The following is a 12,197-nucleotide window of genomic DNA, read 5'->3' as shown; positions in this document are numbered from 1 at the left end:
GCTCCCGATAGCAGAGTGTCAGTTTGCAGATATGTCGACTGGTACACCGCTATCGGGAGCAAGCCCCCTCCCACATTGATTGCGCGTCGATATACTGAGCGCCGGTTTGCTTAGGGAATATCGACCATGCAATGGATTTTCATGCTGATTGGCCTGGTGCTCGGCTGGACGCTCGATGAGTCGTTCTACGATGCGGGTATCGGTGCGCTGTTGGGGTTGGGCATTGGCCAGGCGATTCGCCTGTCCAAGCTGGCGACCCAGGCGCAGCAGCAGGCTTCTCAGTTGGAAACCACGCAGAAGGCGCTGATCGCCCTGGGTGAGCGCCTGCGGCAACTGGAAGTACCCACGTCGACGAGCCCTGTCATTGTCGAAACACCTGTCTCTGAGCCGGCACCTGTCGCCAAGGCGCCCGAACTGGTGTGGGAGTTGCCGGCTGAATTGGCGCCTGTCGCGATAGTCGCCGAGCCGAGCCAACCACTGCCGGACGACGTCTGGGCGCCCGCCCCGACGCCACGCCCGCCTCAAGAACCTGTCGCTCCCCGTGGCCCCAACCTGATCGAACGTGCCATCAGCGGCGCACGCAATTGGCTGTTTGGTGGCAACACCGTGCTGCGTGTCGGCGTGGTGCTGCTGTTCCTCGGCCTGGCCTTCCTGCTGCGCTACGCCACCGAAGGCATGGTGGTGCCGATCGAGCTGCGTTACGCCGGGGTTGCTGCAGCGGCCCTTGGCCTGCTGGGCCTTGGCTGGTGGCTGCGGCTGCGCAACAGCAATTACGGCTTGATGCTGCAAGGCACCGGCATTGCGGTGCTGTACCTGACGGTGTTTGCCGCGATGCGCCTGCACCCGTTGATCGACCCGAGTGCGGCCCTGGGCCTGCTGGTGGCGGTCACGGTATTCTCGGCGATCCTGGCGATTACCCAGGATGCGTTGGGACTGGCCTGTGCGGCAGCGCTCGGCGGTTTCGCGGCACCGATCCTGACGTCGACCGGCGCCGGCAACCACGTCGCGCTGTTCAGTTATTTTGCCCTGCTCAACGCCGGTATCCTTGCTATCGCGTGGTTCAAGGCCTGGCGCTTGCTCAACCTGATCGGCTTTGTCGGCACCTTCGGTATCGGCTTTGCCTGGGGCATGCGCTCCTACACGCCGGAACTGCTGTGGAGTACCGAGCCGTTCCTGATCCTGTTTTTCCTGATGTACCTGGCTATCGGCCTGTTGTTCGCCCGGCGCAAGTTGCGGGAGATGGGCGATGCGCCCGAAGGCCGTGATGCGTTGTTGCGCTGGTCGGCATCCAAAGGCGATTACGTCGATGGCAGCATGCTGTTCGGCCCGCCGCTGGTGGGTTTTGGCCTGCAGTTCGCGCTGGTGCAGCACCTTGAGTTCGCCGCTGCGTTCAGCGCACTGGGCCTGGGCATCCTCTACATGGGCCTGGCCCGCGTGCTCAGTGGCGGGCGCGCCTTGCTGCTGGCGGAAACCTGCCTGGCTCTGGGGGTGATCTTTGCCAGCCTGGCGATTCCCCTGGGCCTCGATGCACGCTGGACCGCAGCCGCCTGGGCCGTGGAGGGCGCCGGGATCTTCTGGCTCGGCTTGCGTCAGCAGCGGCCGTTGGCGCGGGCATTTGGCCTGTTGCTGCAATTGGGCTCGGCGCTGGCGTTTCTCAGTGAACTGCGCATCGGCGAACACACGCTGCTGGAGGGGGCGCCCTTGGGGGCGCTGTTGTTGGGCGCGGCGTTGTTGTTCAGCTTTGACCAACTGCGCAAGGCCGCGATGGAACAAGCGGCAGACTGGGAGCGCAAGGGCCTGCCGGTTCTGGCCAGCCTCGGCCTGACCTGTGTGTACTTGCTCGCGCCGCTGCTGTTGCTGACTCAAGGCGTTGCCATCAGTTGGGCGCTCGCGGGTCTGGCGACACTGTTTATCGGCTTGCGGATTGGCTCGCGCACCTTCCTGTTCACGGCGTTTGCCGTACAACTGCTGGGCGGGGCGTTGTTCCTGCTGCGCCTGCAAGGCGGCGACTCGGCAGCGGTATTCAACGCCGGTTGGAACGGCCTGCTCACCGCGTCGTTGGTCGGCCTGGCGTTGATCGGCGGCATGCTGCTGGCGGCGCGTGACGACATGGTACGCAGCGATGTGCGCCTGTTGCGCGGGCTGTCCGTGGTGCTGTTGGCCGGGTTGGTGCTGATCAATCTCGCCGTGTTGTTTGTACTGCCATGGGAAAGCGCCAGTGGTGTGTGGGCGGCCAGTGGGTTGTTGATCATCTGGTTGAGCCTGTACCTGCAACAGCGCGTCAGTTTCGTGTTCGGGTTACTGCTGCAAGTGATCGGCGGCGCGTCGTTCCTGCTGGCGGTGCCGGAGCTGCTCGGGCCTCTGACCAGCGAGGGTTTGCGTCCGCTGGGGCATAGCGGTTTCTGGACGCCGATGGTGTTGGGCCTGGCCGCCTTGATCGGTGCCTGGCGCTTGCAACGTGAGCCCCATGCGCCGGTGTTTGCCGTACTCAAGCTGCAACGCCTGTCTGACCTGCTGCTGGTGTGGGGCGCGGCGTGGTGGGCGTTGGCGCTGATCGCTGAAGTGCTGCGGTTTATTCCCGACGAGCTCCAGGGCTCGTTCCTGCTGGGTATAGCGGCGGTCAGCGTGGCGATCTGGGCGCTGCTCGCGACGCGGCTGCGCTGGGCATCGCTGGGCGTGTTGTGCATCTTGTTGATGCCGGCGGCGGGCCTGGTGCTGCTGGTGTCCGCGCATCACTATTACCACCCGGCGGCGCAGTACGGCTGGCTGGCCTGGTTGGCAGTATTTGGCGTGCATTTCATCGCGCTGCGGCGTTTAGCGACGGTGGTGCCGGCCAACGTCCTGAGCGTTGCTCACGTGTTGGGTTGCTGGATGTTGATCGGTGTATTGGCGCTGGAACTGCGCTACGCCCTGTTGTTGCTGTCGAGCGAATACAACGCCTGGCGTTGGTTGGGCTGGGCGATCCTGCCAAGTCTGTATCTGGTGCTGGCTGCTGCACCGCGCAACTGGCCGTGGCCGGTGTCGGCGTATCCACGGGAATATCGAGTGTTGGCGGCACTCCCATTGGCGGTACTGATGCTGGGCTGGTTCTGGCTGGCGAATACCTTCAGCGACGGCACGGCCAAGCCGTTGCCCTATGTGCCGTTGCTCAACCCGCTGGATCTGGGCTTGCTGTTTGCGCTGCTGGGCGTGTACCTGTGGTCGCGCAGCGTGGCGCCGCAGCGAGGGCCGCGCGCTGAATTGATCGCCCAAGGCATTGCGGGTATCTCGCTGTTCGCGTTCTTTACGGCCTTGGTGATGCGCACCGCACACCACTGGGGCGGCGTGCCGTTCCATCTGGATGCGTTGCTGGAGTCGATGTTGGTGCAAGCCGGTCTGTCGATTGTCTGGACCTTGATCGCCCTCGGCCTGATGATCGGCGGCCACCTGTGCCATCGCCGCGAAGTGTGGCTGATCGGCGCGGCGCTGATCGCGGTGGTGGTGGCCAAGCTGTTCTTTGTCGAGCTGAGCAACCGTGGCGGCCTGGCGCGGATCGTGTCGTTTATCGGCGTGGGCGGGTTGTTGCTGGTGGTGGGCTACTTTGCGCCGCTGCCGCCCAAGCGTGCCGAACCTGTGTTGGAAACTGAAGGAGCATCCTCTTGATCGGTAAGTTGAGCGTGGTCGTGCTGGGCATGTGTACGACGTTGTCGGTGTGGGCGCAGGAAACGCCGGCCGACTTCAGCAGCCAGGTGCCGCTGAGCGTCAGCGGCAACGGCCCCTGGTATCGCCTAGAGTTGCCGTTGGCCGTGCAACTGAATGCGCGCCAGGCTGACCTCAGCGATGTGCGCGTGTTTAACGCTGCCGGTGAACCCCAGGCCTACGCGCTGTCGCGTCAAACGTCGCAACGCACCGAACGTCGTGAAGTCACCGACGTGAAGTGGTTCCCGCTGTACGCCGCCGACACCCAGGCAACCTTGCCCGGTGTCGTGATGAAAACCACGGCCGAAGGCACCCTGGTGGAAATCAAGCCGTCCACCGCACCGAAGCCGGGCAAGCAGGTGCTGCGCGGCTGGGTGCTTGACGCCAGTAGGATCAAGGCACCGTTGCAGCAGTTGAGCCTGGACTGGAGTCACGAGCAAGAGGGCTTCCAGCGCTTCAGCATTGAAGCCAGTGATGACTTGCAGCACTGGGAATCCTGGGGGGATGGGCAAGTCGCGCGTTTGTCGTTTGCCGACGAGCGGGTCGAGCAGCATGACGTCAGCTTGCCGGGGCAATCCGCGCGTTACCTGCGCCTGGTATGGAAGGGGCAAGCGGCGCCGTTGCTGACATCGGCCAAGTTGGCCAGTGCAACCAGCAGCAGCCTGCCGATGCCGCTGGTATGGTCGCAGCCTCTCTCGGGCACGCGGCTCAAGGCGGGCGAGTACAGCTGGAAGCTGCCCACCGGGCTGGGTGTCGAGCGCTTGCGTATCGAGTTGAAGCAGCCCAATACGCTGGCGCCGGTGACCCTGGCGGGGCGACGCGATGGCAATCAGGCCTGGCAGCCGTTGAGCAATGGCGTGTTGTATCGCCTGACTCAAAATGGCCAGGACGTGGTGCAGGACGAATTGCAGCTGCCCGGCCAGACGGTCACCGAACTCAAGTTGCAGGTCGACGAGCGCGGCGGCGGCCTGGGCGTCGAAGCGCCGGCCCTGCACTTCGCGGTGCGCGCCACGCAGTTGGTGTTCCTGGCGCGGGGCGAGCCACCGTTCACGCTGGCGTTGGGGAATGCCTCGGCGAAGGCGGCGAACCTGCCGCTGTCGACGCTGATCCCCGATTACAACGCCGAGCGCCTCAACACGATGGGTCAGGCCAAGGTGGCCGGGGCCGTCGCGGTCACTTCGCCGGTGGTCACAGCGGCTGTCGACAGCGGGCCGAACTGGAAAACATTCGGACTCTGGGCCGTGTTACTGCTCGGCGTGGCTGCACTGGGAGCCATGGCCTACAGTTTGCTGCGCAAGCCGCCGGTGGCACGTTAAATAAAGTCCATGAACTCTATTGGGTTTTAATCCTCTGATAGGAGGAAATACGCCCCGACTCGCGTTAAACTGCGCGGGTTTTTAGCCCCCCCCATTCATCGGAGCCTTCCATGTCCCGCGTTACCTTGAGTCGCTATTTGATTGAGCAGACCCGCAGCAACAACACGCCTGCCGATCTGCGCTTCCTTATCGAAGTGGTGGCGCGTGCTTGCAAGGAAATCAGCCACGCCGTATCCAAAGGCGCATTGGGTGGTGTCCTGGGCAGCATGGGCACTGAAAACGTGCAGGGCGAAGTCCAGAAAAAGCTCGACGTGATCTCCAACGAGATCCTGCTCGAAGCCAACGAATGGGGCGGTCACCTGGCCGGCATGGCGTCCGAAGAAATGGACAATGCCTACCAGATCCCGGGCAAATACCCGAAGGGCGCCTACCTGCTGGTGTTCGACCCACTGGACGGTTCGTCCAACATCGACATCAACGCGCCGGTTGGCACCATCTTCTCGGTACTGCGTTGCCCGAGCGAATACCTGAGCCAGAACGAAGCCCTGAACGAAAAGGCCTTCCTGCAGCCAGGCACCGAGCAGGTCGCTGCCGGCTACGCGATCTACGGCCCACAGACCATGCTGGTGCTGACCTTGGGCGATGGCGTCAAAGGCTTCACCCTGGACCGTGAAATGGGCAGCTTCGTCCTCACCCACGAAGACATCACCATCCCGGCTTCCACCCAGGAATTCGCAATCAACATGTCCAACCAGCGTCACTGGGAAGAACCGGTCAAGCGCTACGTGAACGAGTTGATGGAAGGCGAAGAAGGCCCGTTGAAGAAGAACTTCAACATGCGTTGGGTCGCCGCGATGGTGGCCGACGTGCACCGTATCCTGACCCGTGGCGGCCTGTTCATGTACCCACGCGACAGCCGCGAGCCGTCCAAGCCGGGCAAACTGCGCCTGATGTACGAAGCCAACCCGATGTCCTTCCTGGTAGAACAGGCGGGCGGTGCCTCCACCGACGGTCACCAGCGCATTCTCGATATCCAGCCCGACGGCTTGCACCAGCGTGTGGCGGTGTTCCTGGGATCCAAGGAAGAAGTTGAGCGTGTGACCGCTTACCACAAGAAGTAACCTGCTGCGATAAGTGAACGGCATTGTTGTGAGCCGGTTCACCCTTAAAGAAGCCCCGAAACGTTTCAGCGTTTTCGGGGCTTTTTTGTTTTCGTTCGTCGGGAACCAGACACCTCTTTTCCCTTCTAAGCTTCTGGCAGATACCCAGGCTGCTTCGTCCCTCCAGGAGTTATTCCATGTCGTTACGCCGTCTCGCTTTGCTGGCTTTTTGCGTGCTGTTGGCCGCTTGCAGCAAGGTCAATCAAGAAAACTACGAAAAATTGTCGGCTGGCATGGCCAAGACAGAAGTCGAGTCGTTGTTGGGTAAGCCGACCGATTGCTCAGGCGCACTGGGCATGTCCAGCTGCACGTGGGGCGATAAAAACAGCTTTATCAGCGTTCAATATGCCGGTGACAAAGTTCTGATGTTTTCCGGGCAAGGCCTGAAGTAAACCGGGGCGAGAGCCTGCGGGAGAAGAAGAATGATGCGTTTTGTTTTGTTCCTTTGCGCCAGCCTGTTTTTGGCGGGCTGCGCCAGCCATTCTGGCGATGATCTGCAACCCAAGACAGCGAGCAACGTCAACCTCAAGCGTTACCAGGGCACCTGGTATGAGTTGGCTCGATTGCCGATGTACTTCCAGCGCAACTGCGCGCAGTCCGAAGCCCGCTACACATTGCTGCCTGATGGCGATATGTCGGTATTCAACCGCTGCCTCACCACCGAGTGGAAGTGGGAAGAAGCCAAGGGTACGGCCACGCCGCAAGTACCCGGCAAGACCGACAAGCTCTGGGTGGAATTCAATAACTGGTTTACGTCACTGCTGCCAGGCGTCGCCAAGGGCGACTACTGGGTGCTGTATGTCAGCGACGACTACAAGACCGCCATCGTCGGCAGCCCGAGCCGGCGCTATATGTGGATCTTGTCACGCACGCCGACGGTCAGTGCGGACACCCGTGAAGACCTGTTGAGCAGGGCGCGGCAGCAAGGGTATGACACCACGCGTTTGATCTGGCGTACGTCGGATAAGCAGATGGCGAAGACCTCGCAATAATTCTGGATCGCCACAAATCTAATTGTGGGAGGGGCAAGCCCCCTCCCACATTTTTTAACCGAGTAACTCTCTTAAGACCTGCGTAAACGCCCGGCTGCTTTCTTCTTCGCCGGCATGCCGCCCATCGCGCACTACCCACTTGCCGTTGACCAGCACATCGCGCACTTGCCGGTCACCGCCGGCAAACAGCCAGCGATTGAGAATGCCGTCTTCTGTCGCTGTCGCCAGGTAAGGGTCGTTACCGTCCAGCACGATCCAATCCGCACGCTTGCCCACTTCCAGTCGACCTATCGGCTGTCCCAGCGCCTGTGCGCCACCGTCCAGCGCCGCATCGAACAACGTACGGCCCACCATTGGCTGGTCGCTGCGATACAAGCGGTTGCGCCGTTGATCGCGCAGGCGTTGGCCGTATTCCAGCCAGCGCAGTTCTTCCACCACGCTCAGTGACACATGGCTGTCGGAACCGATGCCCAGGCGTCCGCCCTGGGCGAGGAAATCCACGGCAGGGAAAATCCCGTCGCCCAGGTTCGCCTCGGTGGTCAGGCACAAGCCGGCAATCGCGCGGCTCTTGGCCATGCGCGTCACTTCTTCAGGATCCGCATGGGTGGCGTGTACCAGGCACCAGCGCTCATCGACCTCGACATTGTCATACAGCCATTGCAATGGGCGTTTTCCGCTCCAGGCCAGGCAGTCGTCGACTTCCTTTTGTTGTTCGGCAATGTGGATATGCACCGGGCAAGTCTTGTCACTGGCAGCCAATACTTCATTGATTTGTTGTGGCGTGACAGCGCGCAGGGAGTGGAAGCACAAACCCAGTTGCTGCGCCGGTTGTGCCGCAAGGATCAGTTGCAGGCGCGACTGCAGGTCCAGATAGTTTTCGGTGCTGTTGATAAACCGTCGCTGGCCTTCGTTCGGCGCCTGCCCACCAAAACCAGAGTGGGTGTAGAGCACGGGCACCAAGGTCAGGCCAATCCCGCTGCTGGCGGCCGCCTGGCTGATCTGCCGGGACAGTTCCGTACGGTCGGCGTAGGGCTGGCCGCTGACGTCATGATGTACATAGTGAAATTCGGCCACCGAGGTGTAACCGGCCTTGAGCATCTCGATGTACAGCTGGCGGGCGATCACCTGCAGTTGCTCCGGGCTGATCTTGCCGACCATGCGGTACATCAGGTCGCGCCAGGTCCAGAAACTGTCATTCGGGTTGCCGGCCACTTCGGCCAACCCTGCCATCGCGCGCTGGAAAGCGTGGGAGTGCAGGTTCGGCATGCCCGCCAGCACCGGGCCCCTGAGCCGTTCGGCACCGTCTGCGCTGGCGTTGGCCTCAACCTGTGTCAGCAGGCCATCGGCGCTGACTTCAAGACGTACATCGTTGGCCCATCCATTAGGCAGCAGCGCGCGTTCGGCAAAGAAAGCGGACATGATTAGAGCACCCCGGTCGTGTGTTTATTTGTATATACATATACAGACGTTTGCCTGCTCGGTAAACTCCGGCAATCTATGCATCTTTTCCCCCTGCAAGGATTCCCTGTGCCGACTCCGCCCGCCAAGTCTTCACTGGCTGCCCACATGGACGAAAGTCCGGCGCCCTTGTACGCCCGTGTCAAACAGATGATCAGCCAGCAGATCCTCAACGGCAACTGGCCACCCCATTACCGCGTACCGTCGGAAAGCGAACTGGTCAGCCAGTTGGGCTTCAGCCGCATGACCATCAATCGCGCCCTGCGTGAGCTCACCGCCGAAGGTTTGCTGGTGCGCATGCAAGGCGTCGGCACGTTCGTCGCCGAGCCCAAGAGCCAGTCAGCGCTGTTTGAAGTGCACAACATTGCCGATGAGATCGCCTCCCGCGGTCATCGGCATACGTGCCGCGTCATCCACCTGGGCGAAGAGGCCGCCGGTTCCGAACGCGCCGTCGCCCTGGAAATGCGCGAAGGCGGGCGGGTGTTCCACTCGTTGATCGTGCATTACGAAAACGATATTCCCGTGCAAATTGAGGACCGTTTCGTCAACGCCCTGGTCGCGCCGGAATACCTGCAACAGGACTTCACCCTGCAAACCCCCTATGCCTATCTCAACCAAGTGGCGCCGTTGACCGAAGGCGAGCACGTGGTCGAAGCGATTCTCGCCGACGCTGCCGAGTGCGAGTTGCTGCAGATCGAGCCGAGCGAGCCGTGCCTGTTGATTCGTCGGCGCACCTGGTCCGGCCGTCAGCCGGTGACTGCCGCGCGTTTGATCCACCCCGGTTCACGCCACAGCCTGGAAGGACGGTTCAGTAAATGAGTGCAGTGAAAGTCTGGCGCGCCGCTGATTACGTGCGCATGCCGTGGAAAAACGGCGGCGGCAGCACCGAAGAAATCTCCCGCGATGCGGGCGAGGGCCTGGAAGGTTTCGGCTGGCGCCTGTCGATTGCCGATATCGGTGAGTCTGGCGGGTTTTCCACCTTCGCCGGCTACCAGCGCGTGATCACCGTGATCAAAGGCGCAGGCATGGTGCTGACCGTGGATGGCGAGGAACAGCGCGGACTATTACCGCTGCAACCGTTCGCCTTCAAGGGCGACAGCCAGGTGTCATGCCGCCTGATTACCGGGCCGATCCGCGACTTCAACCTGATCTACTCGCCTCAGCGTTACCATGCGCGGTTGCAGTGGGTGGATGGTGTGCAGCGGTTTTTCAGCACGGCGCAGACGGTGCTGGTGTTCAGCGTGGCGGATGAAGTGAAGGTACTGGACGAGGTACTGGGCCATCACGATTGCCTGCAAGTGGACGGTAACAGCGGTCTGCTGGATATTTCCGTCACGGGTCGCTGCTGCATCATCGAACTGACCCCGCAGGGTTAAAAAATGTGGGAGGGGGCTTGCTCCCGATAGCGGTGGATCAGTGGGTATATCCTGGGCTGACACACCGCAATCGGGAGCAAGCCCCCTCCCACATTTGTTTCTCACTGTTCTTGCGATCTGTTTCCAGCTCTCGCACCAATTTGTTACCGAACGCCCCAGCGTGGCGCAAAACCGCGCTGTCGTGACAAACCTCCCTCGCTATAAAACGCCTTCGTAAGAAATTTCATCATGCCTCGAAGCCTTAATTTCCGAGGCTCGCACACGCTTTCCAAAAAAATCCAATCACCTAGCCCAGAAAGTTGGCCGCTTGATTGCATATGCTTGTATGTACAAGTAAAGATGTGTGCGTAAGACTCTCCTTCGCACCATCAATGTTCGCGCATCGATCGCCGAGGAGTTCTTGTTGTGACCAAGCCTACAAAATACCGTGACGTCGAAATCCGCGCCGCCCGCGGTAACAAGCTCACCGCCAAAAGCTGGCTGACTGAAGCGCCGCTGCGCATGCTGATGAACAACCTCGACCCCCAAGTGGCCGAGAACCCCAAAGAACTGGTGGTGTACGGCGGTATCGGCCGTGCAGCGCGCAATTGGGAGTGCTACGACCAGATCGTCGAGAGCCTCACCAACCTGAATGACGATGAAACCCTGCTGGTGCAATCCGGCAAGCCGGTCGGCGTGTTCAAGACCCACAGCAATGCCCCGCGCGTGCTGATCGCCAACTCCAACCTGGTGCCGCACTGGGCCAGCTGGGAGCACTTCAATGAACTGGATGCCAAGGGCCTGGCCATGTACGGCCAGATGACCGCCGGCAGCTGGATCTACATCGGCAGCCAAGGCATCGTCCAGGGCACCTACGAAACCTTCGTTGAAGCCGGTCGCCAGCACTACGATTCAAACCTTAAGGGCCGTTGGGTCCTCACCGCCGGCCTCGGCGGCATGGGCGGTGCCCAGCCTCTGGCGGCAACCCTCGCCGGCGCATGCTCGCTGAACATTGAATGCCAGCAGGTCAGCATCGATTTCCGCCTCAACAGCCGCTACGTGGATGAGCAAGCCACCGACCTCGACGACGCCCTGGCCCGCATCGCCAAGTACACAAAGGAAGGCAAGGCCATCTCCATCGCGCTGCTGGGTAACGCCGCTGAAATCCTGCCGGAACTGGTCAAGCGTGGCGTGCGCCCGGACATGGTCACCGACCAGACCAGCGCCCACGACCCGCTCAACGGTTACCTGCCGGCCGGCTGGACCTGGGACGAATACCGCGCCCGCGCTAAGACCGAACCGGCTGCCGTGATCAAGGCCGCCAAGCAGTCCATGGCCGTGCACGTCAAAGCCATGCTGGAATTCCAGAAACAAGGCATCCCGACCTTCGACTACGGCAACAACATCCGCCAGATGGCCCAGGAAGAAGGCGTGGAAAACGCGTTCGACTTCCCAGGCTTTGTACCGGCGTACATCCGCCCGCTGTTTTGCCGTGGCATCGGCCCGTTCCGTTGGGCTGCGCTGTCGGGTGACCCGCAGGACATCTACAAGACCGACGCCAAAGTCAAAGAACTGATCCCCGACGACGCGCACCTGCACAACTGGCTGGACATGGCGCGCGAGCGCATCAGCTTCCAGGGCCTGCCGGCGCGTATTTGCTGGGTTGGCCTGGGCCAACGCGCCAAGCTCGGCCTGGCGTTCAACGAGATGGTGCGCAGCGGCGAGTTGTCGGCCCCGGTAGTGATCGGCCGCGACCACCTGGACTCCGGCTCGGTCGCCAGCCCCAACCGCGAAACCGAATCCATGCAGGACGGCTCCGACGCCGTGTCCGACTGGCCACTGCTCAACGCCTTGCTCAACACCGCCAGCGGCGCGACCTGGGTTTCGCTGCACCACGGCGGCGGCGTGGGCATGGGCTTCTCCCAGCACTCCGGCATGGTCATCGTCTGTGACGGTACCGACGAAGCGGCCGAGCGCATTGCCCGCGTGCTGCATAACGACCCGGCCACCGGTGTGATGCGCCACGCAGACGCCGGTTATCAGATCGCCATCGACTGCGCCAAAGAGCAGGGCCTCAATCTTCCAATGATCAAGTAACCCATGTGGGAGGGGGCTTGCTCCCGATGGCGGTGTATCAGCCAATAGGCCTGGTGACTGACCCACTGCTATCGGGAGCAAGCCCCTTCCCACAGTTGAGCGGCGGCGACCCCCAAAACAATCCATCAGAGGTTGAACACC

General features: G+C 61.8%; 9 protein-coding genes. 8 read left to right on the top strand and 1 reads right to left on the bottom strand.

The annotated features are described in order from the left end of the window. The first annotated feature begins 126 nt into the window (after positions 1-126). From FBY10_RS09725 to FBY10_RS09705, 5 genes are all read left to right on the top strand, one after another. A complete protein-coding gene (locus tag FBY10_RS09725; RefSeq protein ID WP_145335881.1) occupies positions 127-3,642 on the top strand; it encodes a DUF2339 domain-containing protein in 3,516 nt (1,171 codons plus the stop codon). Further along, positions 3,642-4,994: a DUF3999 domain-containing protein gene (locus tag FBY10_RS09720; protein WP_145336120.1), complete on the top strand. Its 1,353-nt coding sequence runs from the start codon at positions 3,642-3,644 to the stop codon at positions 4,992-4,994. Before FBY10_RS09725 ends, FBY10_RS09720 begins: the two co-directional genes overlap by 1 nt. Before the next feature lie 110 nt (positions 4,995-5,104). Continuing rightward, positions 5,105-6,115 carry a class 1 fructose-bisphosphatase gene (locus FBY10_RS09715; RefSeq protein WP_131696902.1) on the top strand — a complete coding sequence of 337 codons (1,011 nt, stop codon included), beginning with the start codon at positions 5,105-5,107 and terminating at the stop codon, positions 6,113-6,115. 176 nt (positions 6,116-6,291) lie between these two features. After that, positions 6,292-6,546, top strand: a complete 255-nt coding sequence (locus FBY10_RS09710; protein WP_131696901.1) for a hypothetical protein — start codon at positions 6,292-6,294, stop codon at positions 6,544-6,546. Between the two features lie 30 nt (positions 6,547-6,576). Next, positions 6,577-7,146, top strand: coding sequence for a lipocalin family protein (locus tag FBY10_RS09705; RefSeq protein ID WP_027605060.1), 570 nt, complete (start codon positions 6,577-6,579; stop codon positions 7,144-7,146). A gap of 54 nt (positions 7,147-7,200) precedes the next feature. Here FBY10_RS09705 and FBY10_RS09700 read toward each other — a convergent pair whose 3' ends face one another. Beyond that, on the bottom strand, positions 7,201-8,565 hold the full coding sequence (locus FBY10_RS09700) for a formimidoylglutamate deiminase (RefSeq protein ID WP_145335882.1): 1,365 nt from the start codon (positions 8,563-8,565) through the stop codon (positions 7,201-7,203). Between the two features lie 147 nt (positions 8,566-8,712). Here FBY10_RS09700 and hutC point away from each other — a divergent pair, with 147 nt between their 5' ends. The 3 genes from hutC to hutU all read left to right on the top strand — a co-directional run bounded on the left by hutC (position 8,713) and on the right by hutU (position 12,056). Beyond that, a complete protein-coding gene (gene hutC, locus FBY10_RS09695) occupies positions 8,713-9,423 on the top strand; it encodes a histidine utilization repressor (protein ID WP_237683111.1) in 711 nt (236 codons plus the stop codon). Then, on the top strand, positions 9,420-9,980 hold the full coding sequence (locus FBY10_RS09690; RefSeq protein ID WP_145335884.1) for a HutD family protein: 561 nt from the start codon (positions 9,420-9,422) through the stop codon (positions 9,978-9,980). Before hutC ends, FBY10_RS09690 begins: the two co-directional genes overlap by 4 nt. Before the next feature lie 405 nt (positions 9,981-10,385). Next, a complete protein-coding gene (hutU, locus tag FBY10_RS09685; protein ID WP_053140434.1) occupies positions 10,386-12,056 on the top strand; it encodes a urocanate hydratase in 1,671 nt (556 codons plus the stop codon). The last annotated feature ends 141 nt before the right edge of the window (positions 12,057-12,197 follow it).

Origin of the sequence: Pseudomonas sp. SJZ103, assembly GCF_007828335.1 — a bacterium.
Taxonomy (GTDB): domain Bacteria; phylum Pseudomonadota; class Gammaproteobacteria; order Pseudomonadales; family Pseudomonadaceae; genus Aquipseudomonas.
The sequence above is the reverse complement of the archived record's forward strand: the minus strand, read 5'-3'. Positions and strand labels throughout refer to the sequence as shown.